At 37.7% G+C, this 24215-nt stretch carries 19 protein-coding genes; 2 read left to right on the plus strand and 17 right to left on the minus strand.

Translation table 11 applies throughout. From position 1 onward, the window contains the following. Positions 1–80 precede the first annotated feature (80 nt). On the plus strand, positions 81–2627 hold the full coding sequence (gene gyrA, locus ACFO3O_RS04795) for a DNA gyrase subunit A (protein WP_379977405.1): 2547 nt from the start codon (positions 81–83) through the stop codon (positions 2625–2627). A gap of 60 nt (positions 2628–2687) precedes the next feature. Next, on the plus strand, positions 2688–3962 hold the full coding sequence (locus ACFO3O_RS04800; protein WP_379977406.1) for a tetratricopeptide repeat protein: 1275 nt from the start codon (positions 2688–2690) through the stop codon (positions 3960–3962). A gap of 69 nt (positions 3963–4031) precedes the next feature. On the opposite strand, the gene ACFO3O_RS04805 is transcribed toward ACFO3O_RS04800, so the two are convergent. From ACFO3O_RS04805 to ACFO3O_RS04885, 17 genes are all read right to left on the minus strand, one after another. Then, positions 4032–4592 carry a DUF1697 domain-containing protein gene (locus tag ACFO3O_RS04805; protein ID WP_379977407.1) on the minus strand — a complete coding sequence of 187 codons (561 nt, stop codon included), beginning with the start codon at positions 4590–4592 and terminating at the stop codon, positions 4032–4034. A 32-nt stretch (positions 4593–4624) separates the two neighbouring features. Beyond that, positions 4625–5833, minus strand: a complete 1209-nt coding sequence (locus ACFO3O_RS04810; RefSeq protein ID WP_379977408.1) for a PQQ-dependent sugar dehydrogenase — start codon at positions 5831–5833, stop codon at positions 4625–4627. 178 nt (positions 5834–6011) lie between these two features. Then, complete coding sequence (locus ACFO3O_RS04815; RefSeq protein ID WP_379977409.1) at positions 6012–6845, minus strand: oxidoreductase; 834 nt, start codon at positions 6843–6845, stop codon at positions 6012–6014. Positions 6846–6881: 36 nt separating this feature from the next. Further along, positions 6882–7541 (minus strand): peroxiredoxin-like family protein, encoded by a 660-nt coding sequence (locus ACFO3O_RS04820; protein ID WP_379977410.1) that lies wholly within the window; start codon positions 7539–7541, stop codon positions 6882–6884. 97 nt (positions 7542–7638) lie between these two features. After that, positions 7639–8226, minus strand: coding sequence for a Crp/Fnr family transcriptional regulator (locus ACFO3O_RS04825; protein ID WP_379977411.1), 588 nt, complete (start codon positions 8224–8226; stop codon positions 7639–7641). Positions 8227–8295: 69 nt separating this feature from the next. Then, on the minus strand, positions 8296–8670 hold the full coding sequence (locus ACFO3O_RS04830; RefSeq protein ID WP_379977412.1) for a nuclear transport factor 2 family protein: 375 nt from the start codon (positions 8668–8670) through the stop codon (positions 8296–8298). Positions 8671–8716: 46 nt separating this feature from the next. Further along, complete coding sequence (locus tag ACFO3O_RS04835; RefSeq protein WP_379977413.1) at positions 8717–9427, minus strand: membrane or secreted protein; 711 nt, start codon at positions 9425–9427, stop codon at positions 8717–8719. 492 nt (positions 9428–9919) lie between these two features. Beyond that, entirely contained in the window at positions 9920–10270 is a 351-nt protein-coding gene (locus ACFO3O_RS04840) for a hypothetical protein (protein ID WP_379977414.1), read from the minus strand. Positions 10271–10297: 27 nt separating this feature from the next. After that, a complete protein-coding gene (locus ACFO3O_RS04845; RefSeq protein ID WP_379977415.1) occupies positions 10298–10675 on the minus strand; it encodes a DUF3703 domain-containing protein in 378 nt (125 codons plus the stop codon). 111 nt (positions 10676–10786) lie between these two features. Next, the gene (locus ACFO3O_RS04850; protein WP_379977416.1) at positions 10787–12448 is read right to left on the minus strand and encodes a SulP family inorganic anion transporter; all 1662 of its coding nucleotides are present in this window, start codon (positions 12446–12448) and stop codon (positions 10787–10789) included. Positions 12449–12691: 243 nt separating this feature from the next. Beyond that, the gene (locus tag ACFO3O_RS04855) at positions 12692–13282 is read right to left on the minus strand and encodes a hypothetical protein (RefSeq protein ID WP_379977417.1); all 591 of its coding nucleotides are present in this window, start codon (positions 13280–13282) and stop codon (positions 12692–12694) included. A gap of 64 nt (positions 13283–13346) precedes the next feature. Further along, positions 13347–15089, minus strand: a complete 1743-nt coding sequence (locus ACFO3O_RS04860) for a T9SS type A sorting domain-containing protein (RefSeq protein ID WP_379977418.1) — start codon at positions 15087–15089, stop codon at positions 13347–13349. 340 nt (positions 15090–15429) lie between these two features. After that, entirely contained in the window at positions 15430–15987 is a 558-nt protein-coding gene (locus ACFO3O_RS04865) for a hypothetical protein (protein ID WP_379977419.1), read from the minus strand. Between the two features lie 124 nt (positions 15988–16111). Continuing rightward, entirely contained in the window at positions 16112–16873 is a 762-nt protein-coding gene (locus ACFO3O_RS04870; RefSeq protein ID WP_379977420.1) for a trypsin-like serine peptidase, read from the minus strand. A gap of 387 nt (positions 16874–17260) precedes the next feature. Beyond that, the gene (locus tag ACFO3O_RS04875; protein WP_379977421.1) at positions 17261–18427 is read right to left on the minus strand and encodes an alpha/beta hydrolase; all 1167 of its coding nucleotides are present in this window, start codon (positions 18425–18427) and stop codon (positions 17261–17263) included. 11 nt (positions 18428–18438) lie between these two features. Next, positions 18439–19365 carry an SMI1/KNR4 family protein gene (locus ACFO3O_RS04880; protein WP_379977422.1) on the minus strand — a complete coding sequence of 309 codons (927 nt, stop codon included), beginning with the start codon at positions 19363–19365 and terminating at the stop codon, positions 18439–18441. An 861-nt stretch (positions 19366–20226) separates the two neighbouring features. Continuing rightward, positions 20227–23796, minus strand: a complete 3570-nt coding sequence (locus ACFO3O_RS04885; protein ID WP_379977423.1) for an amino acid adenylation domain-containing protein — start codon at positions 23794–23796, stop codon at positions 20227–20229. Positions 23797–24215: the final 419 nt, after the last annotated feature.

The following is a 24215-nucleotide window of genomic DNA, read 5'->3' on the forward strand; positions in this document are numbered from 1 at the left end:
AGCGTATACCTGCAGAAACCTTTTAAAATCGGTATATTGCTAGCTAGTAAAATCGACATAAAAATTTAATCAATCTATATATGGCAGGAGGAGAAAAATTGATCCCAATTAATATTGAAGATGAAATGAAGTCAGCGTACATCGATTATTCGATGTCAGTCATTGTGTCACGTGCTTTACCTGATGTACGAGATGGTTTGAAGCCTGTACACCGTAGAGTTTTGTTCGGAATGCATGAACTCGGGATACGTGCCAGTGGGGCTCACAAAAAATCGGCGAGAATCGTTGGAGAAGTATTAGGAAAGTATCACCCACATGGGGATACCTCTGTATACGACGCGATGGTTCGTATGGCTCAAGAATGGAGTTTACGATATATGCTTATAGATGGACAGGGTAACTTTGGATCTGTAGATGGTGATAGCCCAGCTGCCATGCGTTATACAGAAGCACGTATGCGTAAGATATCTGAAGATATGCTTGCCGATATTGAAAAAGATACAGTAGATCATCAACTCAATTTTGATGATACTTTAAAAGAACCAAAAGTATTACCAACCAGAGTTCCTGGGTTACTTATTAATGGAGCATCTGGTATTGCTGTAGGGATGGCAACCAACATGCCTCCTCATAACCTTTCTGAAGTTGTAGACGGCATCGTGGCCTATATCGAAAATAACGATATAGACATTGATGAGTTAATGACGCACGTAAAAGCTCCTGATTTTCCTACTGGAGGAATTATTTACGGATACGAAGGCGTACGTGAAGCTTTTAAAACAGGGCGCGGTCGCATTGTGATGCGCGCAAAGGCAACGATCGAAGAAGTAAAAGGACGTGAGTGTATTATCGTGACCGAGATTCCATATCAGGTGAATAAAGCCGATATGATCAAGAAAACGGCAGACATGATCAACGATAAGAAAATCGATGGTATTTCTGCGATACGTGATGAGTCCGATAGAAACGGGATGCGTATCGTATACGTATTAAAAAGAGAAGGAATTCCTAATATCGTTTTAAATACCTTATATAAATATACAGCACTTCAATCTTCTTTTAGTGTCAATAATATTGCATTGGTCAACGGTAGACCAGAAATGCTTAACCTTAAAGACATGATCCATCACTTTGTGGAGCATCGCCATGAGGTAGTCGTTCGTAGAACAAAATACGAACTTAAGAAAGCAGAAGATAGAGCACACATCCTTGAAGGGTTAATCATTGCATCAGATAATATTGATGAGGTGATTGCGATCATAAGAGCCAGCTCTAATGCAGATGAAGCAAGAGCCAACCTTATCGAGCGTTTTAAACTCTCAGAAATACAGGCAAAAGCGATTGTAGAAATGAGACTTCGCCAGTTAACAGGTCTAGAACAAGACAAGTTACGCGCAGAGTACGAGGAAATCATGAAAACAATTGAAGACCTAAAAGATATCCTAGCGAGCAAAGAGCGTCGTATGAATATTATTAAGGAGGAGCTTATTGAAGTAAAAAGCAAATATGGGGATGAGCGTCGTTCTGTCATAGAATATGCAGGAGGCGATGTTAGTATCACAGATTTGATTCCTGATGAAAAAGTGGTGATTACGATTTCTCATGCGGGATACATTAAACGTACATCACTTACTGAGTATAAAACTCAAAATAGAGGAGGCGTAGGACAAAAAGCATCAACAACACGTAATGAGGATTTCTTAGAGCACCTTTTTGTAGGAACCAATCATCAGTATATGCTGTTCTTTACCCAAAAAGGAAAATGTTTCTGGATGCGTGTGTTTGAGATTCCTGAGGGAAGTAAGACCTCAAAAGGAAGAGCGATTCAAAACCTTATTAATATAGAACAAGATGATAAGGTAAAAGCCTTTGTCACTACCAATGATCTTAAAGATGAAGAATACGTAAATAGTAACTTTATCATCATGGCTACTAAAAAAGGTCAAGTAAAGAAAACGTCATTAGAGCAATATTCGCGCCCTAGAACAAATGGTATCAATGCAATAACGATAAAAGAAGGTGATGAGTTATTATCTGCAAAGCTTACCAATGGCGAAAGCCAAGTCATGCTGGCTGTGAAGTCTGGTAAGGCCATTCGCTTTGAAGAAAGCAAGACCAGACCTATGGGTAGAGGTGCCTCTGGTGTTCGTGGCATAACTCTTGCAAACGAGAATGACGAAGTTGTAGGAATGGTGTCTGTAAACGATGTAGAGAGTAATATCTTAGTGGTTTCAGAAAAAGGATATGGTAAGCGTAGTAGTCTTGAGGATTACCGTATTACCAATCGCGGAGGGAAAGGTGTAAAAACCATTTCTGTAACTGAAAAGACAGGAGAATTAGTTGCTATAAAAAATGTAACAGACGAGGATGATCTTATGATCATTAATAAATCTGGGATTGCTATTCGTATGGAAGTAGCAGATTTAAGAGTAATGGGAAGAGCCACACAAGGGGTGCGACTTATTAACTTAAAAGGAAATGATTCTATTGCCGCTGTCGCGAAAGTAAAACACGATGAAGACGAAATAGATGAAGATGATATAGAAGGTGTTACAGACGCAGCAAAACCGACTGAACAACAAACTGATTCAACTCCAAACAATGAGGCTTCTGAAGAAGAAGAATAAATAATGGGGTTGAGTAAATTTTAATTAATTTTGTAAACCCTTAATTTTAAATAATAGATAATGAAGACTAAATTTTTATTTGTAATAGCGCTTGCTTTTGGTATCTCAGCATTTGCACAAAAGAAAGAAGTAAAAGCCATACAGAAAGCAATAAAAAGCGGTAGTTATGGAGAAGCAAAAAATCTTGTTGGAGCAGCAGAAGCTTTAATAGGATCTATGGATGAGAAGACAAAAGAAAACTTTTTATTAGCAAAAGCACAAGCTTATCTAGGTGTCGATAATAAAGACGCAGCAGATTTAAAAGTAGCCGCCGCAGCTTATAATGAGCTAAAAGGTTCTAAATATGATGAAGAAGCAGAGAAAGGTATTTCTAATGTGGTTGTAGCAATGATAAACTCAGCAATAGATGATCAAAATACTCAAAATTATAAAAGTGCCGTATCCAAACTTGCCGATGCCTATAACTATAGTAAAAAAGACACCATATATTTATATTATGCAGCGTCTAATGCTGTAAATGGTAAAGATTATGATACTGCATTAAAGTATTATAATCAACTTACAGGACTTAAATTTTCTGGTATAGAGACGTTGTATTATGCAACTAATGCAACTACTAACAAAGAAGAAAAATTTCCATCTATACAAGATAGAGACGTAGCCGTATTAACTAAAACGCACATCAACCCAACAGAGAAAAAAAGTGAATCTAAGCGTGGAGAGATTGCAAAGAATATTGCATTAATCTACATGTCTCAAGGGAATAATGAAAAAGCATTAGAAGCAATGGCTTCTGCTCGTGCTGAAAACCCTGATGATATTATGTTAATACGTTCTGAGGCAAACATATACTTAGAAATGGAACAACTTGATAAGTATAAAGCAACCATGAACGAAGTTCTTGAAAAAGACCCTAACAATCCTGAAATATATTACAATTTAGGTGTAGGAGAAGACAAGCTTGGTAATAAGGAAGAAGCCATTAAAAATTATGAAAAGGCTATTTCTCTAAACCCTAAATATGCTGCTGCTTACAATAACATTGGAGCATTAATCTTAAGTGAAGAGAGAGCTATTGTTGATGAAATGAATAGTCTTGGGACATCAAATGCAGATTATGATAAATATGAGGTTCTTAAAGAAAAGCGCAAAGGATTATACAGAAGTGCAGCTCCCTATCTAGAAAAAGCATTAGAAAATAGAACAGGAGAGGATAATCCAGCTCGTTCTCTAGAGTTATCAAGAACATTATATGGAATCTATCAGCAATTAGGGGAAACCTCAAAGGCAGATGCCATGAAAGCTAAAATAGAAACATTAGAAGGAGGGAATTAAAAACCACTTTTAATTCAGCTAATAAGAAAACCGCTTTAGTATTGAAGCGGTTTTTTTATGATATAAGGTCTAATTCAAAAGCTTTTTTATGATGCGTTCTATAGTCTTCCAATTTCGAGTGGTGATGTTTTTTCCGTAGGTAACTTCTAAGATGCGCATTGCTTTTGTGGTTTGAGAAAGTGATAGGTCCAATACGCTTAGAATGGTTTCCCCCCTTTTTTCAATAATTTGATAAGAGTTATCATCACTTGTCCAAGGAAGTCGTATGTCAGCGATAACATCGTCTTTCAAAAATGAGATATAACATCTTGTATCTTTTGTGATGTTTTTATTCTTAAAGGGATCGCTTTCGCGAAAGCGTACTATAAAAGATGCCTCTCTGACACAGGTAGGAACAGGAAAACCAACATTGGTCTCTACCGTTTTTTCGATGGTATGTTCGAGCTCTTTTATGTCTTGTAATGGCGCATCAAAAATCACATTTCCTGAGTTTAATAGCGTTTTGATATGTGTGTATCCCAAAGACTCAAAAAGCACTTTAAGGTCAGCCATGGGTAGTTTATGATGTCCCCCTACGTTAATACCTCTTAAAAAAGCAACATAGGTTTCTCTGGTACTTTGTTTGGTCATTAGATAAAATCCTGATTAATTATGAAATGCGATTACTTTTTTATTCGAATAATCATACCGTTTGACTTCTTAAGGTCATTTCGTTCGATTAAGGCAATGAGATCACCACTGGGGAGTTGTTTTAGGGTTCGTATTCTTCCTTCAATACTGAGTCCAAAGGTTTCATCAGTTTTACGATCGTACTTCATTAATCGTCTATATGCTAGTGAACCAAACACAAAATAATCATTCCAATCTGAAATGGTACTTCCATCTACTTTTAGTAAGCAAGAAGGACCAATGGCACGCCCTCCATCCTCTGTAGGTACCGTCCAATAATGTTCAGGAAATACAGTGAAGGTAGCTGCTTCTTCCTCTGAAATAGTAGATACCAATGCGCCATCATAGTTAATTCCATGTGTAAAAAGGGGCCAACCATAGTTTTTTCCTTTCTCTATGATATTAAATTCGTCACCTCCCTTAGGTCCATGCTCAGCTCCAAAAAGGGTTTGTGTGGTTGGATCAAAATACAGACCTTGTACATCTCTATGTCCGTAACTCCAAATGGTTGTGGGAGTGGTCAAGCCCTTAAAAATAGGATTGTCTTCAGGAATACTCCCATCATCCATAATTCTATGAATCTTGCCAGAATCATCTTGTAGATCTTGTGCATTTAAAAACGGATTGGCTTTTGTAGAAAAATTACTACTTCCCACATTGAGAAAGAAATGTGTGTCATCTTCCCATACAATTCGCATCCCATTTCCTGCATAATTTTGAGCTCTTGTTGTAAAAATAGTTTCAAAAGCAGTGGCTGTTTGGTCTTGTATTTTAAATCGAGACACTTTTGCAAACCCATCTGATGCTAGGTAGGATATATAGATCCATCCATTTGTACTGTAGCTAGGGTGTATACTGATGTCCATCAATCCACCATGCATCACGGCAGGTATTTCAGGCGTACCAAATGTAACAATAGCGGGCATCCCCGTTATTTCTATCTGCTGACCATTTTTAAGATGAAACATTTTTCCAATCCTATCGGTGATAAAGTATTCATTGTCTTCAACAATTGCAATTCCGTAGGGAATGGTAAAACCCCTTGCAATGGTGTCTAAAGAAAACGAGTCCTCGCTCATGGGATATGGTGAGTGTGGAACATGTATTTCGGTATTAGTACAACTGATAAGACATCCTACTAGGAGGGAAGCAATAATTCCTTTTATAGAGATTGTATAAATACGTTGTTTTTTATGTTTCAATTTTTTTGGCTAGTGGATTTCTGAAGAATACATTTTATGGTTTAAAAATACAGTATATATTTTAGAATAATCACATAAAAAAGATATGCACCAAGGCAATCAAATAATAATAAGAATTGATTGTCTTGGTGCACATACGCTAATCCACGAGGCCAGATACTATATTTTGGATCGTATTTTAATCAAATATAGCCTCTTCAGCCGTTTTTCTATTTTTCTCTACATCTGCTTTTACACTGTCTAATTTCATTCGAATAGTCATTAAGGCTATTTTTCCTAGCGGAAGACGTAGCGTTGGATTTTCAGTATACACCAAATCAATAATTGCTTTTGATGCTTTTACTGGGTCGCCTTCTTGTTTTCCATCAACTCCTTTTAATTTAGTTCTAAAAGTTCCTGCTGTTTCCGAATAGTCATCAATTATTTTTTTAGCAAGTCCTAAATTATCTCCTGCAAATTTTGTTCGAAAAGGACCTGGTTCAATAATAGACACTTTAATTCCTAATGGTACAACTTCTTGCGCTAGGGCTTCACTAAACCCTTCTAGTGCAAACTTACTCGCATTATAGATACCAAATCCTGCAAAAGCCTTTATACCGCCATGGGAAGAGATTTGAACAATATGCCCCTTTTTTTCATTCCTCATAAAAGGAAGTACGATCTGCGTAAGTTTTAAAGTTCCAAAAAAGTTTGCTTCAAAAACAGTCCTCACTTCTTGAGTGGATGTTTCTTCAATGGCGCCTACAAAGCCCATACCTGCATTATTGACCAATACATCAATGCGACCAAATGTTGAAATTACCTTCTGAATACCATTTTCGATACTTTTTTCATCAGTAATATCTAATAAAATGGAATGTGCCTTATCTATATGTTCTTTATTGAATGCTTCAACTTGTGCTTTTTTCCTGAATGTACCAATAACAAAATCTCCTTTTTCTATGACAGATTGGGCAAGTGCTTTGCCTAGTCCGCTAGAAATCCCTGTGATGAACCAAATTTTATTTTTCATAATATGTATTTATAAATGAGTGTATGTTTCATGTAATTATTTTTTAAGTGTTTCTATTAGTTCAGATGCGTCTACTCGATTTCTATAATCGCCACCTTCCGCTTTCGCGAAAATGATACGACCATTTTTCTCAATAATAAAAACCGCAGGAATAGGTAATTCTCTTGAGTCATCAGAATAATGGCTGTCAAAATCAAAACCTAATGCAGTCATTGTCTCTATTGGAACATCACTATTTTTAAATACGTTTGTGTATTTGCGAGCAACGATATTTCCGTTGTCACTTAATACCTCAAATTTGAGTTCGTTTTTCTCTTTAATTGTAAGTGACTCATCTGGAGTTTGAGGTGAAATAGCGACTAACTGCGCCCCCAATGCCTGAATTTCTTCTAGTGCACTCTGATAATGTGCTAATTGTAAATTACAATATGGACACCAAGTTCCTCTATAAAAAGCGAGGATCACTTTCCCTTTTTGAAGTAGCTCAGAAAGCTTGCTAGTTTGCCCATTTGCATTTGAAAGTGAAAAATCAGGTGCTATATCACCCACCTCTAATTTTAGAATAGATGGATGATTTGCTTGCAGGCTTTTTGCATCCTGATCAAAAACAGTTAAGGCGTCTTCAGGTAGCATAGCGCTTAAATTTGTGCGTAGTTCTTTTAAACCATTTTGGTAAGAATTTGTTTTTAGATTCATTTTTATTGTTTTTGTGAAGTCAAAATCGACATTACAAAGTTGTTGCTGAAGGCCTTCTTAAAAAATGAACTGGTTTATGAAATTGTCTTGAACTAGATTAAGATTTTGAAGAAAGGTTCTTTCTTATTTTAGACATAAATTCAGGAGTCATGCCTAGATATGAGGCTATTACCTTTTGTGGTACACGTCTAACAATCGTTGGGTAGCGATCTAATACTTCCTTATATCGCTCTTCTGCAGTCATGCTTAAATTGGATAAAGCTCGCTTTCGCGAAAAAGCAAACGCCCTTTCTGTCGATATTCTGAAGTATTCGCTTAGTCCATGAATTTCCTTGCATAGTCCTTCAATGTCATCATACGTCATTTGAAATATCGTTGAATCTTCTATGGCCTCTACAAAAAGGGTTGCAGGAGTTCGGGTAATGTAGCTGTAAAAATCACTTACAAACCAATCTTCAATAGCAATTTGTACGGTGTGTTCTTTCCCTTCGCTGTCTATAAAATACGAACGGAAGGTTCCTTGTACTACATAATTTCTATACTGACACACATACCCAGGCTGATCAATAAATTGACGCTTTTTAATCTTGGTAGTTCTAATGATAGCGATGAGCTTTTTCTTTTCATCATCAGAAAGGGTTACGTAACGTTCAATATTTTGTAGTATACTTTTGTAGGGTTCCAATTTTTTAATTTTATGTTTTGAGATGATAGGTATAAGAGAAAACTTAGAAATTTATTCAGCATTAAAAAATTACACATCACCTCTTCCTAGATAGGCTCTTATAGAGGCTATTTTAGATGCAGTATCAATAGTAATGACATCCACAACATAAAGTTCTTCGGTGGCGTCAATGGTTATTTTTAACTCCGCCGCTACGGTGTTTTCATTTTGGTAAGTAGACAAGACTTCTATTTTTAGGGAATTAACAGCTGCAAAATTTTTACGCGTTTCTAGTAAGGCATTTTGCTTTCCCGTCACTCTAATTTTCCAATCACGCAACACGATAGCATCCGAAAATAGTTTTTCAATACCATTTAGGTCTTTTTCTTCATATCTACGTAAATAAGAAAGGCATATTTCTTTAATTCTCTCTTTAGGGATATCATTATGTACTGCGTCATCCATACGTAATTCAAAAATATATTCAACTGTTTTTATGTAGCATCAGGACTTATTTCCGAACACTCCATATTTCATAGATAGGCTGTCCTTTACTCGATAAGCCTGAGTGATGCCAGGCACCATTAATTAATTCATAATCAAAAGTCAAATCCGCACCTACTCTAGAATCATCTCTTGAGAAGAATTTGATGCTTTCGGTATATTTTCCATCGATGGTGGTGTAGGTTCCGCCACCAGTTCCCATAAATTGTTTGGTTTCGGTATTATATGCAATCCATTGAAAACGGGTTCCTGATAAAATTTTCATGGTTTTTCGGGGCCGACTCGTATCTCTTGATTGTATGTTACCATCTCGTTTTCTACCAGACATTAGCCAAGCGCCTTGTAATTTTCCAGGTGCGCCATCATCTATTCTTTTAAATTTCATGTCACTCCCTACAATTTCCATCATAGTTTCGCTGATAGCGACTTCAAAACTCACTTCACTACCCACGCGTTCAGGGGTAACACTGTCAAATTCAACTTTTTCGGTCATGGTCGTATTTGTTAGCTTCCAAGTTCCACCATTGGTGCTTATAAATTTCCCTGTGCTTGCATCATACGTAGTAATTACTTGATAGCCTTCAGAAAAAATAACAACACTTTTCAGTTTGTCTCCATTTTCAGATAGGTGATAGCGTTCCCAAGCGCCTACAATATCTTGCGCTTTAATCCCCAGTGAGCATAGGATGCACATCAGAAATATACTTATTTTTTTCATGATCTTAGTTGTATTGGTTTTACTGATAGCACCGCTTTCGCGAAAGCAGAATACAGCTATTTTAATTTATATTTTCTTCCTTATCCATTTGCCCATCCATCGATAAGATGGCTCTGTAATCTTCTAGTTCGGTGGATGTCATTGTGTTTCTTATAGATTGTAGATTATCACCGTTGTTTTTTTAAGAAATAGTATTTTTTTGATCATGAATATGAAGTATTTATTCTTTTTATATCAGCACCAACAGTTGTATCAACATGGAAACTCCGTATATAATCGAAATTATAAGTATTGATTTTTTCGTAGTTTTCCCATATTTACCTACCCAATTAAGGTAATGTTCTTTTTTAGATGTTGATACGTTCCAATTTCCATTTGCGTATGTATATCCAAAATACATTATCGCACTAAAGACTGTCATTCCTAGAATTGAAGTCAAAATAGTAGGTTCCATATTCAATGATGTGTTGCGCGTTCGTTTTTTTATTCAGTTTATATTCCGTTCAAATCAATTTCCAATAAATCAGAATCTTTAGGGTGAACTTTTACTTTAAATTTCTGTCCAACTTTTAATAATTCAGGTTTATAGGCTGTTCGTGACTTTATTATATTTTTTCCATTGTGTTTAAATTCAAATAGGAAAATATCTTCTGTTTGTGTTCTTCCTTTAGAAACATTAAGTCTTATTTCAGTTATTGTTCCTTCTGTCAAAATAAAATCCGAATTAAGCTTTTCAAGTCTACTTTGTCGATAAATAGAAAAAGCAATTCCGAATACTAAAATCAAAATTCCTCCAATTAAAGCACTCTTTTTTCCATCTGTTAAATTTCTATAAAACTTCATTTATTTATTAACTCAAATCTAATATTCTCAATCTAAAGCCACACCCGCTTTGACAAAGATATCTTGTAGCTCTTTCTCTATTGGAAAGGATCGTAAAGGTGGAACATTGGCTCCTCCCGGATTACCAACAGGAATTTTGCCTACAAATGATTTTACACCTCCGAAAACAAGACGCGGGATTTGCCCTAGGATTTCTTTTCTACTTTTAATCTTGCATCCAAATTGCAACATTTTCCAATGTACCAATGTATGCGCATAGGGATATCGCTGACCAATAATGTGTGCACGCTCCAAGTACTGCCAAGCAGTTTCTAAATGCCCTTTCTTATAAGCGATGCTATAGTTTGCTAATGCCTCTTGATAGTAGGGTAGCAGTGCTTTTGGAACAGTGGTGTTATATCTCATGTTGGTTGCGTTTTTGATGATTGTACACGCATGATTTTGGAATCTATAGACTTTTAGTGAACCAGCTTCGGAAGAAGACAAGCGTATAAAAATTAAATTCCAATTCCCATTTTAAGACGTTGCAATAGTCTCTTTTAGATATGCAAAAGCACCTTTTATATTCTCAAAAATATGCTCTTCAGCGATTAAGTCAGGGATAATATCAATAGATCGTAGCGTGTCCATAGGTTGTTCTTGTATATTGACCATGAGCACTTGCACGCCTCTTTCCTCAAGGTTAAAAACGATATCTTCTAGTGTGTACAATCCTGATTGATCAATCAACGGGACTTCATCCATTCTGATAATTAACGCTTTGATACTGTCATCTATCTCTGTCATTTGATTTTTCAGATGGGTGGTAAATCCAAAAAATAAGGGTCCTTTTAAGTGCTTAATGAGTATTTTATCCTTGTACTCATCATAAAACGGTAACTCATCCTGCCATGGTTTTTCATCTTTTAGGTTTGCTACGGTATCCATCGTAATTCCTTTTTCTCCGAGATCACTTGCTTTTTTCATGAATAAGATACACGCAAGTGCCACACCGATTCCAACTGCTTGAATCAAACTCCCAAAGGTGGTGATTAATAAAACTAATACCAATACGACAGCATCGGCTCTTGGAACTCTTAATAAATGTTTTAAGCCTTTTACATCAATGATTTTAAAGCCGATAGGAATGAGTAATCCCGCCAATACCGACAACGGGATATAGGCCGCAAGTGATCCCAGTCCTAACAAGACGGCTAATAAAAATAAGCCGTGAATTGCACCCGAAATACGTGTTTTACCTCCTGCATTGATATTAACAACCGTCCCTTTGGTGGCACCAGCCCCTGGAATGCCGCCAAAAATAGCCGCGAGCATGTTTCCAATACCTTGTCCAATTAATTCTCGATTACTATTATGACGTGTTTTTGTCATATTATCTGCAATGACGGAGGTTAACAACGAATCAATACTTCCTAAAACTGCCAATACCGCCGCATATTCTAATATCAGCGTATAGGATTCTGGTGGGATATTGGTAAACATGGTTTCAATCTGTAAACTAGGAATCCCAGAAGGAATTTCGCCAATGATAGGCACATCCCAGCCTAATAAATAACCTGTGAGTGCCGCAACAATGAGTGCCACTAAAGCACTTGGAATGGCTTTGGTGATGTATGGAAATACATAATAAATAAGTACTGTTAACGCACCCAAGGCGAGGGAGTAAATATTAAAGTCGGTGAAAAGCCTTGGTAGATCTTGAATGACTGCAGTCGTTGATTTCGCCGATGAAAGCCCTGCAAACGGAAATAATTGCAGAATGATAATGATCAGACCCACACCACTCATAAAGCCAGACACCACAGAGTAGGGGAAATATTTTACGTAACCCGCAATATTAATGAGACCAAAGACAATCTGTAAAACCCCTCCTAATAAAAAACTCAAAAGGATGATGCCCATAGCCGTTTCTAGACTTCCTGTTATTTGAACGGCAGCAGTCACTAGTGCAGCAGCAACCACGGTCATAGGCCCCGTAGGACCACTCGCTTGCGTTTGAGTACCGCCAAAAATCGCCGCAAAAATTCCAACCATAATAGCGCCATAAAGCCCTGCTGTAGCTCCCATTCCTGATTGTACACCAAAAGCAAGTGCTAAGGGTAAGGCAACCACACCGGCAACTAAGCCTCCTGTGAAATCTCCTTTTATATTACTGAAATCTAGTATTTTTGACGCCATATACGTGTGTTTTGGTTGTTTTTCAAATAGGATGAGAACGTGTGAATTCTTTCTATTTTAGGTTGATTGCAAAAAACTAAATTTACAAAACCCAACCCTAAGATTCAAAACTTATTTTTCAAGGTTTTTTTGGGTTATTTTCAAGAATTTGTAATGCTATTTTTACTGATGTTTTTAAGCAGCATCCTTTTTATGTTGCTTTCGCTTTCGCGAAAAAACATACAGGAGAAACATCCTACACCTTTATGAGTTGCCGTACTGACGCAGGTAGTCTTTTGTTCTTTCTGGGAGTTCGCTGGCAGTGTATTCAAAAGCGGATTTCCATTGCAATGCAGCGATGGTAAACCCATCAAAACATTCAGTTGGAATCAAACCGAAGGCTTTTAAGGTGATAAAAAAACGCTCTAAACCTCCAAAAGGGTAGTTACCTGTAGAAAATTCGACAATTCCAGATGCTTCGCCTAACTTTTCAAGCCGGTTCATATCCACTTCAAAATCGAATTCTAAATAATTGAACAATGAAAGTATGTCATCTATAGCCAGCGTTTCTAGCGTTTGATGGGCACCTTGAAAATATCGTCCCATAAACAAATGAGCATAGTCGGGAATAAGGCTTTTGTACCTGCGTGCTTGGGGGGCTTCATCCAGAAATGCATCGAGTATTTCTAAGGATCTAGTTACTTCCTCTTGGGGCATATTATCCCAGTCAAAATCGGGGTCTTCATCATCATCAAACTCATGATCAGGTTGCCTTACGGCAACCATGTGACCATATAGTTTTTGAAAATCTTGATACGCCGAAGCGTCTTGTATATCAAACTTTATATAGAGCATTATATCTAGATACACCAAATCGAAAATAGATTCTATTCAGGGTGATTGGCTTTCCTTTGAGTTTTTATTGTACGATAAGTTTAATACTTGCTGTTCCAGAAGGAGTTACTATTTGTGCGATATATAGTCCCTTTACCATGTCTGCCACGTCAAGTAGTACTTGAGTGCTATTTGGAGTTACTGTTTTTATCTGTTGACCAAGAATATCAAAAATCGTCACGGTAGTAATTTTTTTGTCTTTAGTACTGATTGTAAACACATCCTTTACAGGATTTGGGTAACTAATAATATCGTTTACATCTAAGGATTGATCATCCACGCTTAAGGCTGGATCTACTTGCACAATATCATCAAACAAGAAAGTCGCAGAGGGCGAAGCATCGTTTGGCGTAGCATATCCTAGCATAAATGTCAATACATTATATACTGGCGGATCTCCCGCGAAATCCCATGTGTAGGTTTGCCAAGCCCCAGATACGGTGGTATTGATATCGCGTTCGTTGGCAAAGCCTTCGTCTGTGCTTTCTACTTTCAGTTTCAATAAAGTGCCTACTGGAGCGTCTGTATAGACTTTCATAGAAATAGCACTCTGAGTGGAGAGATCCAAAAATTCGGTGAGTATCAGTTTACTCTGTGCCCATGGAGCACCACCGCTTCTTACAAACTGCGCAACCGTTGCACTTGGATTGTCTGCGTCTGCTTGCGGATTATCAATAATTGTAGTGATTGCCCCGCTTACATTAGTAAAGTCAGAGGTTACAACACTGGCTTCAAAATCAACAGGTAAACTGGCTGCTATTGGGTCTGGGATAGGAGGACCTACGAGTTGCTGTATATCGTCAAAAAGAAACGTAGAGTCACTTGAGCCGTCACCTACATTTCCAAAGTCAAATAAAAAGTTGATTCTATTGTAGGTATTCGCTTGACCGTCAAAATTCCAACTCGCTGTTTCCCATTCGCCAGAGACAGTGGTTAGGTAATCTAGGTTAGTGACTCCACTAGCGCTTTCAAGTTCTAATTTCATGCGTGTGCCTACAGGTGCTGTGGTATATACCTTCATAGAAATATGCCACATGGTAGATAAATCAATATCATTGGTTAAGAAAATCTTACTTCCTGCCCAATATTGACCACCATTACGTACTATTTGACCCACCGTAGCACTTGGATTTGCACTGTCTATTTGAGGGTTTGGAATGACACTTGCTGTCGCACCAGAAAAATTAAGTAAGTCAGTATCTACGATGTCGGTTTCAAAATCAATAGGTAGATTGGTAGGTACTGGAGCGACAGGCCCTTCTACTTGTGCTATATCATCAAAATAAAACGTTGAAGTTTCTGAGCCATCTCCTACATTACCAAAATCAAACATAAAAACAACTTCGTTCAAGTTATTTTCAGTGCCTACAAAAATCCATTCAAGGGTTTCCCATTCGCTAGAGACCGTCGTGGTTGCATCGACCTCTACGGATGGGCCAGATCCTTCTAATTTAAATTTTACAGTTGTTCCCACGGGAGCAGTTGTATAAACTTTCATGGTGATTTTAGTTAGTACAGAGAAATCTAAATTGTCTGCTAATAAAATTTTGCTACCTGCAAATATTTCACCTCCATCTCTGATAATCTGCGCCACTGTGGCACTGTTATTCATGGCGGAAGGGAAGGGATTTTCTAGAACAGTAGCTGTACCACCATCAAAATCCACAAAGTCTGCCGTGGTAATGTCCCCTTCAAAATTTATAGGTAAACTCTGAGAAAATCCGATGGAGCAAATGAGTAGACCTACTAATAATGTAATTTTTTTCATTGTAAAGTGTATAACGTTCATAAATGGCACTACTTGGAAAGGATAACGTATCTAAGTTGCCGCTAGGGGAAGCGCGTGAAATACACAATTAAGTCTATATTCAGAAGTAGTTAATTTTTTAAAGCATCTAAATTAAGCACAAAACTTATTGTATTTACGATGGAGAGTGATTTATTTCAAAAAAAAGATTTTTTAATTAGTGCGTTTTGATAATAGAGAAAGGAGAAATAACATTCAGAATTCGTTTAAAGATGTTTGAGGTGTATAAAAGAGTTGTGATTTTAAGGATTTATCAGACATCTCTGTATACTTACTCTACCGTTTTTACTATATGGCAGTGTTAAGAATCAATGATATAAGTGGTGATGGTACTTTTTTCAATCCAATTTTCATATTCTATGGTAACCGTTACGTATTGATCCCCGTGAATTTTTTCTTTATACTCACAAATAATTTTATAGCTAATACCATATTTTTCCAGTACTTCATCTATAATATCTATGTCAAATTGGGTGTTTCTTAGTTTTCTTCTGAAATTGATGATACGACCAAACCCAGTTGATGTGATTATAATTCCAACGGCAACGAATCCAATTAGATCTCTCGAATAAAACGTTGAATTGGGGGTTAAATCAGCTACGAAGGAGTAGTTACTGATAATTAATATCCCGATCATAGCAGTAATGAAAGCAATCACATAGGTTGAATTTTTAGTTCTGCGTATTCTTTCTAATTTGAGATGAGCGATTTCTAACTTTTCTTGAAATTTGAGATCCAGCTGAATATCAGGGCACTTTTTTTTAAAATCAGGTTTTTTTTGCGTCAATGCACAGGTCACTCCTTTTTCAAGACTTTTGATTTCATTTTCGCATAAGGTACAATGTCTTGAAAAAATCATTGGGAATAGAGTCTGTTGGTTTAGATTTAGTGTGATTATGTGTTCACGGAAAGAGTAGTATGTTCGTTTTATGGAGAACTTTGAGTCCTCATTATAAAAGGGCTCTGACTAGTTTCACATAATTTCATTCTATTTTAGTATCGTTTATAAACCCTTCGAAAAAGTCAATATACGCATCGGTTAACTTCACAGCACCATTACAGCTTCCATTTCTATAATGCCCAGTTCCATGAATCCCAATAAGTTGATATGTTCCATTTTTTTCACTCCAAACGGGTGCTCCGCTGTCTCCTTTGGAAGTGAACATATCGTATAACAATACATTTTCTTTTTCGTTTACATTTTCAGTGAGTGAACTTTTGGTCCATAATTCAATATTTCCTTTATCGCCTGGATATCCATTTATAGTGACTAATTCTATATCATCTTTAATTTCTGAAAACTTAGCTAACTCAAAATATTGATTCACTACATTTTTGTTTAGGGCTATGATGGCAAAATCAAAATCAGGATTCCCCCATCTTTGAAATTTTTTATGAACCCACGTTTTTATATCTTTTCTTTTAAAGGTGTGTTTAGCAATAAAAACATTTTCCCCCGTTTCATTACTTCTTTGTCCAATAAAAATTTTCATGGAATCAATTTTAGAATACCATCGTTCTCTAAAAGAGTGCCCTGCACCTACAATTACGTTAGGAGATATAAACGACACGGTGGCGTCAAATTTTCTACCTCTATTTCGATAAATTTCGATGTGAGCAATGAAATTATTTTCATTTAGTGCTTGTGTTATTTCTTCCCGATTATTCGAATCTAAAACACAATTTTGTGAATAAATATTGGTGAATGTTAGGTTTAAAATGATCAGAATTAACAATCTTTTCATGCGTTTTTTTAATTTGTCGTGATGCTTATTGCAAAGAATTAGTTAGCTAGTTTATGGACTAAAATAAGGAATACAAACCGAATAGAAAATGGAGGCTCGTATGTATTATTGAAATATTTTTATATCTATGTCCGCTTTCGCGAAAGCAAATACAACAGTATTCAAATTCTTGTACGTTCATAAAAAGGAGAGAAGTGGTGTAAGAAATGGGCTTTTCTCTAGATGTAACAACATTACTTTTTATCAGTTCGTACTTGTCGATTTAAATTAAAAAGTACACCTCGATGCTAAATAGCATAAAAAAAGCCTCGATAGAGAGGCTTTACATGAGTCATTTTTATTAGAATTAGTCAGATGTGCAGTCTTTAACAGAGTTTGTCACTATTATTATTGTTTCTTCATTAACTCTTCAACGCGTTCGATATCAGCATAAAAATCAGATTTATTTCCTATATCATCTCCCAATTTTGCGTATCCCTTTTTGTAATATTCTAAGGCAAGGGGTAAGTTCTGTTTTTTCTCTTCTGAAAGCGCAATCATATAATACCCATACACACTTTCTGGATAAAGGTCAATCTCAATGTCTCCTATTTGTTTTAGTTTATCCCAATTTTCTTGTTCCTCAATAATCCAAGAAATAGAAGTAATATCATCTTCCCTAAACGGAATCGATAGTCCATATGTAGTTTTTATATTATTGTATCTATTTTTCAAATAAGAGATTAAGTCCTTTTCTTTTAGTAATATATCATCTATATCAAGTGTATAAATAGGAGCGTAATCACTGTACATTAGAGATAATGCATCAGAGATGCCCCTTACCGTTAATGACATATGAGATTCTCCTTCATAGTTTTTAAAGTCATAATGGAAGTTTGGATTTTTTGATTGACTAAAAATGGTAGCATCTTGTTTTTTTATTTGAGGGATATGACCTGATAGATCATTTTCGCCTGTACACAAATAGTAATACATATTCTTATCTGCTTTCTCAATAGCATTTTTAATGTGTTCCTCTAAAGATTCTGGTATGTAAGGACTGATAGCAATAAATCCATTAAATAGTGAGCTATCAAGAAAAAAATTAATGTAGTTAGCAGTAAATGAATGCCCTGCAATCGTCTTAAATTGACCCACTTTATAGGTTTTGATAAGAAATGGGAGGAGTTCTTTTTCGATAAAGGTTTTAAATTTTAAACCGTTTTCTTTCAATTCCCCCGATTTGTTATCATAGGAACAGTCAAGCCACCTTGCACTATATGGATCTTTGGCAATATAATTTTGGTCAATTCCTACTACTATTGATTCTGGTATGATCTTGCGAGTAGTTAAAACTTCTCCCACACCCATTATTGAATAAAACAAATATTCTCCGTCCAACACCAATGTAAGAGGATATTGAATTGTATCTGTAGCCTTAAATGATTTAGGTAGATGAATTCGAATATTCCGATCTTTATTTAAAATTTCCGAGTGGAAGCTTATTGAAGTCGTGGTTTGTGCAAACAAGGCATTGATTGTTGCTAAGAATGCGAAAAGAAGTATTTTTCTCATTTTTTTTACTGTTAGGCACAATTTTTTATTTCCATATACACTTCGTGAATATGATTTTCAGATGTAAAACGGGATGGATTGTCATTTATTTCCTGAATGGTTAAATCTAGAAATTTGTCAAAGCTCTCTGCTACAACAATCATTTTTTCCTCATCACGCCCATAAATAATAATTTGTCCTTTTACCCCATTACTATCTGGGTCAAGATCAATTCCAATAAAATTGCCTCCATAATCATGAAAAAGGGGAATCCATTTATGATGAAAATATTTCTTTTTGATAGCGTCCTTTGGACAAGAAGAAAAGTTAACTTCTTCTTCCCAAATAAAATCTTTTCTTTCTACGGTATATTTTCCATCTGGAAATAGTTCAAACGCTAGATTGTCCCAATTATAGTCTTTCTTTTCCAATTGATGAAGTTCTGATCCAAGATCAAAGATGCTATCAGAATATTTTTCTTTTACGGTGTACTTTTCAGTTTCCCCATTTTCATATGCTACTGAAACCTGACTATAGGTCTCATGTGAACATGAGAAAGTAGCTTTTCTCCATTTTTTAGAAAAGAAACCCAACCTCTTTTTAGTAGGAATGGATTTTAAGTATAAGTTTGAGATTTTGTTGAGTATTTTTTCAGATGCATTTGGATCGATTATTATTCGTTTCGCTGGCTTACGAAGCCCCAAAGCAAACTCAAGATTTGATATGATTTTTTTGGTACTTAAGAATTCATGTCCAAGCAAAATACCAAGATTATTACCTACTTCTCCATTACAATGCGTATAGATTTCACTAAAGACTTTTGGTAATGTCTCTCCCAGCATTTCCGCTATTTGTGCAAAATCATTTTCACCGTTTTCGTAGTTGATTTTGTTGACTTCTTCGTTAAAGTTTTCTGAAGTCCAGGTAGCGATTTGTTGAATTTTCTCTGTAATATTCATTTCTCAAATTGAGTCTAAAGTTTCTGTTTGTGATGAGTTAAGTATTTACGCATCTAATGTAGCAAATAGAAATCAAATGTAAAATGTAAGATCAACAGGCTGTTATGCATAGTGGCTACGAGTAGGTGTGTGCTACCTATTAATTTTATGTACGATGTCCTTAAAATGCATACTTAGAAAAAGACACAAAAGTGGACTAGAAATGGGGGCTTTTGTTAGGATTGTATAAATTGACCATATCATACCATTTATCAATTGAATTTACTGTAATAAAACACCCTTTTTTCCTTTCTATTTCACAAGAAAAAAGAAACCGTAGCTTAGGCTATGCTTTAGTTTTCTTTCTCATATAAAGAAAAAAATCATCGTTTTCTTTTCTAGTAAATTCAATTAATAACTGGTATCAGCTCATATTCTTTACGATCCAGGTTTTTAAAATCACATCCTACTAGGAGTTGTCGTAAAAAACCTCGACAATGAGGGGTTGTAGGCGTCATTTTAATCAGATTTTTGAACTTTTGCAATGGTTACGTTACCGGTACGCTCTTTTTCTCACTTCGATAGATTCAGCTCGCCATCCTGTAGGAATTTATACAGGGTACGCTTTCGCGAAAGCGGAAAAAGAGAAAAGACCGCTCCGCTGTAAGATGTAAGACTAGTCATTAAAAACGTAACGCTTCCGATTCCCAATCCACAGACTCACGTCTCACCACTCCCAACTTTTCAATCCTGATTCGTGATTCCTTTGATTCCTGACTCCTTTTCGTACTTCGTTAAAGCCTGTCTTGAGCTAGTTGAAAGGCTTAGCATAAACTTCTGCATCGCTACGCTCTTTGAAAGCGGAAAGAGTCCACTTCCGTCTCAACCCCGCTCGACCATTCTTGCAACAAACCATACAAAGGCTTCGATTTGACCTTTGAGGGTGCAGCTTCCGTCACAAATACTACTGAGTATTGCTTGTACATCGCCTGTCTGTAGGGCGGTGACGGCTGTGGGATCGGTGAGGAGTAACGAACAAGTGGGCAATGCTTCTTCGGTGTGAGTGGTTAAAGTGACCGTGCGATCTTTTATGAGGAAAATGATAGGGACAGATTCCTCCAATACCTGAATGACAATGGCAAGGTTGGGTGTGAGGACCGTACTTTTTGCCACTGACTTTTGAAGATAAGTGGCAAACAATTGTGCCCAATCTTTGAGATCTGTACTTTTGATGTTGGTATCGGTGGTTTTGTGCTGTTTTTTAGCGAGTTGAATATCGACTTCCTGTTCGGCTTCGATAAGCGCTTTTAGGGTTTTATCGACATCCTCTTTCGTATGGGCTGCAGAGCAGATCAGGCGTAAACGACCTCGACCCATTTCGACAATCGGGTAGGTGACTGCCGATGTTTGGATGCCTTTTTTATACAGGTGTTGTACAATAGCATAGAGTTTATCTTTATCGGCAAAATGTGGGGTGACAATCGGCCCATCTCCAGTACCAAGGTTATAGCCAGCCTCTTCAAATTGCTGACGCATATAGCGGGTGGTCGTCCATAATCGCTCGCGCAAGGCATCATCTACCCGAAGACGTCGCAAAGCCGTGAGGGCAGCGGCCATATCGGCTGGACTTACCGAAGCTTGAAAGATGTAGGCTCTCGAAGCAGATTTCATCAAATCCACGTGTTGCTGACTCGCAGCAACAACGCCTCCCAAACTTCCCATCGCTTTACTCAGGGTGGTCATAATAAAATCTACCTCTTCTGTAACCCCTTGCGCGGCACAAATTCCAGCCCCTCCTTTTCCGTAAAATCCAAACGAATGGGCTTCATCAACCAATACCAAGGCACCGTATTTTTTTGCCATGCGAACGATGTCTGCGACAGGCGCAGCGCCCTCTCCCATACTATACACTCCTTCTAAAACGACCATCACGGTATGATAGGGAGATACTTCTGATTTAAGAACGGCTTCCAAATCGGCAGCGTTGTTGTGTTGAAAGGTTCTAATCGACGCTCCGCAGAGTCGGGCGCCATCTACTATAGAGGCATGACACAACTGATCGATAATTACCACATCATTTTTTCCTAAAATCCCTGCAATGGCACCGACGTTGGCGGTGTAGCCCGTCGGAAATAGACAAGCACTCGGTTTGCCCACGAGATCAGCGAATTCGGTTTCAAATTCGAGATGCTGATTGGTCATACCAGAAGCTGCAGCAGATGTTCCCATCCCTGTCCCGTAGCGTTGTAAGGCGTCTGTGGCTTCTGCCATGACTGTTGGGTCACGGTTCAAACCAAGGTATAGATTGGTGGTCCAAATAATAGATTCTTGCTCTTCGTCATTGTAGGCATCGCCCACCAAACCTCTGGTGCCACTTCCAGAACGCAATACTTTACTGTACGGATTTCTGCGATTGTCATTTACCATACGCAATACTTCTTGCACGAGTTTGCTCTTATCATTCACTGACCATGCATTAACTTTTGCGGCTTGAAATGTTGGATGGCTAGACTGCATGTGTTTTTGAAAGCCTGCAAGCGAATCTGTGGCAACACTTTTTAGTTCAGAAGTTGTTGACGTATCAGCACCATTGCCCATCATACGGGTAATGTAATTCGCCAAGGCATTCGGTGTTGCATGTTTGAAAACCGCTTGATCTGGAACCTCTTGTCCGATGATGTTACTGAGTCGCCTACTGAATTCTAAGGTGCTGAGCGAATCTAGTCCTAGTCCGTTAAACGAGTGGTCGGCTTCTGCTTCTGAGGGATCCCCAAAATGAAGAAGCGCCGCGAGCTCGTTTTGAATAATAGCCAAAATGGTCGCCTGTTGCTCATTTTGGGAGCCACGTAAACGCTGGATAAGGTCTTGGGAAGGATTCGTTTGATTGGTTCCCAAGGACGTAATGGATGCTTCTTGTTCGAGACGAATCTCCGCTTCTAGCGTTTGGAGCTTTTTACGATCGAGTTTATCATTGGGTAATAACGGAAGCGCCGCTAAGTATTTAATCACTTGCGGCACCATATAGCTTGGCAGTCGTTCTGCCATATATGCTTTCATTTGTTGGGCTGTGATAGTGGTATCTTGACTCACCACATACACAACAAGTATTTTCTGACCCATACCACCTTCAATCACAGCAGCAGCGGCAGCATCAATACCATCCATAGTTTCAAGTGTAGATTCAATTTCTTCTAATTCAATCCGGAAACCTCTTATTTTTACTTGCTGATCGATACGCCCAAGAAATTCGATGTTGCCTTCGTCTGTCCAACGGCATAAATCGCCTGTTTTGTACAAACGATGGTCTGGAATCTGATCACTGGGTGTATTCTCAATAAAACGCTTTTTTGTTAATGCCTCATCATACAAATAGCCCCGTGCGAGCTTGTTTCCCGCAAGGTGTAACTCGCCTGATTCTCCGTTTAAAACAGGTTGTAAATTAGGATCTAAGATGTATGCACGGGAGTTAGGAACTGATTTGCCAATGGTCACAAGTTCGGTGTCAGGATACAATTCGGCAATGGTAGAATAGACCGTGTCTTCGGTAGGTCCGTAGGCATTGAATACGCGTATGCTTGGATTTTGAGCAAATACCTGTTGGACGAGTGAGTGTTTGAGGGCTTCACCTCCAAAAACAAGGCATTGCAAGTTTCTGGGGAGTTTATCTACTGCGAGTATGGCTTGCATGGCCGATGCGACCATGACGCAGGTTCGCAACTGATCTACAGCGGGAAGTTTGGTGAGTTCCAGCGCATTTTTGGCAAGGATGATGGTACCGCCCAACGATAGGGTTCCCATAATTTCCATAACGGAGGTATCAAAGCAGACCGAAGCCGCCGCAAGGACGCCTTTCAACTCCTCATCACTAAAAAGTCCAAGCATCGACTGACGCATAGCGACCATGCCTCTATGCGCTATCGCAACACCTTTGGGTTGCCCTGTAGATCCTGAAGTATAAATGACATACGCCAAATCAGATGCGGTGGGGTGTACGGTCGCATCTGTATGTGCTCCTATATCATTCATCCTTATCACTTCGCGAACGTCCTTACAGAGATGGGCCGTATGTTCTATATCGACGATGGCCGCAACCGCTCGTGAATTCTCCAACATATAACGAATCCGATCATGTGGATAGGCAGGATCTAAAGGAACATAAGCGCATCCTGCTTGCATCACGCCAAGCAGCGTGGCTACGAGTTCCCAGGACCGGTGCATGCATACGCCTACCAATGATCCAGGCTGTATCCCACGATGTTTCAACTCCCCAGCCACTTCGTGAACGCGTTGCCTAAGATCTTCATAGTGAATTTCAGTGTGACCATCAATAATAGCCATCCGTTTGGGGTGTGCTTGCATTTGTTTTGCGATCAGCTCGCAAATAGTGGTTGCTGCCGTATCATTTGTTTTTTGAATGGATTCTTTCTTCTGTATTTTTTGTGCGTCTAACATGTTTTTTGTGTTTTATAAATAACATAGATTGCCGTACACCTTGAGGCATACGGACATAAATAGTTGTTAGAAACGTAGGGATATTCTGTGGTGAATTACTTCTTCTTAGATCAGTAATTAAGTTTTTTTTTAATTAATTTTCCTTTTAGGAAGAAGTTCTTAAATGTACAAATATTTTGTAATGTCTTGTTTATAAGTATGTAAGATTTGTGAGAAAAAAGGTAGGGTAGTAGGGCATCGTATTTTTACCCGTAGCTATTGCAACGAGTATTCAATTTGTTTTGCTTCCGCTGCCTGCTGGGCAGCTCCGCGAAAATTGTTATGGGATGAATTGTCCAGCTAAGTATTGTTTGAAGTTATGGACATGTCAAAACGTGAACGAGTGTTTGTTTTAGGAATAACAGTAGCGATTGGTCGTT

It is taken from the genome of Dokdonia ponticola (assembly GCF_042653865.1).
Lineage (GTDB): Bacteria > Bacteroidota > Bacteroidia > Flavobacteriales > Flavobacteriaceae > Dokdonia > Dokdonia ponticola.

Bases quoted from the DNA above. Each gene is read 5' to 3' on its own strand.
- gyrA (WP_379977405.1), top strand. From the start codon at position 81: ATGGCAGGAGGAGAAAAATTGATCCCAATTAATATTGAAGATGAAATG.
- ACFO3O_RS04800 (WP_379977406.1), top strand. From the start codon at position 2,688: ATGAAGACTAAATTTTTATTTGTAATAGCGCTTGCTTTTGGTATCTCA.
- ACFO3O_RS04805 (WP_379977407.1), bottom strand. From the start codon at position 4,592: ATGACCAAACAAAGTACCAGAGAAACCTATGTTGCTTTTTTAAGAGGT.
- ACFO3O_RS04815 (WP_379977409.1), bottom strand. From the start codon at position 6,845: ATGAAAAATAAAATTTGGTTCATCACAGGGATTTCTAGCGGACTAGGC.
- ACFO3O_RS04820 (WP_379977410.1), bottom strand. From the start codon at position 7,541: ATGAATCTAAAAACAAATTCTTACCAAAATGGTTTAAAAGAACTACGC.
- ACFO3O_RS04830 (WP_379977412.1), bottom strand. From the start codon at position 8,670: ATGGATGACGCAGTACATAATGATATCCCTAAAGAGAGAATTAAAGAA.
- ACFO3O_RS04835 (WP_379977413.1), bottom strand. From the start codon at position 9,427: ATGAAAAAAATAAGTATATTTCTGATGTGCATCCTATGCTCACTGGGG.
- ACFO3O_RS04840 (WP_379977414.1), bottom strand. From the start codon at position 10,270: ATGAAGTTTTATAGAAATTTAACAGATGGAAAAAAGAGTGCTTTAATT.
- ACFO3O_RS04845 (WP_379977415.1), bottom strand. From the start codon at position 10,675: ATGAGATATAACACCACTGTTCCAAAAGCACTGCTACCCTACTATCAA.
- ACFO3O_RS04850 (WP_379977416.1), bottom strand. From the start codon at position 12,448: ATGGCGTCAAAAATACTAGATTTCAGTAATATAAAAGGAGATTTCACA.
- ACFO3O_RS04855 (WP_379977417.1), bottom strand. From the start codon at position 13,282: ATGCTCTATATAAAGTTTGATATACAAGACGCTTCGGCGTATCAAGAT.
- ACFO3O_RS04860 (WP_379977418.1), bottom strand. From the start codon at position 15,089: ATGAAAAAAATTACATTATTAGTAGGTCTACTCATTTGCTCCATCGGA.
- ACFO3O_RS04865 (WP_379977419.1), bottom strand. From the start codon at position 15,987: ATGATTTTTTCAAGACATTGTACCTTATGCGAAAATGAAATCAAAAGT.
- ACFO3O_RS04870 (WP_379977420.1), bottom strand. From the start codon at position 16,873: ATGAAAAGATTGTTAATTCTGATCATTTTAAACCTAACATTCACCAAT.
- ACFO3O_RS04875 (WP_379977421.1), bottom strand. From the start codon at position 18,427: ATGAGAAAAATACTTCTTTTCGCATTCTTAGCAACAATCAATGCCTTG.
- ACFO3O_RS04880 (WP_379977422.1), bottom strand. From the start codon at position 19,365: ATGAATATTACAGAGAAAATTCAACAAATCGCTACCTGGACTTCAGAA.
- ACFO3O_RS04885 (WP_379977423.1), bottom strand. From the start codon at position 23,796: ATGTTAGACGCACAAAAAATACAGAAGAAAGAATCCATTCAAAAAACA.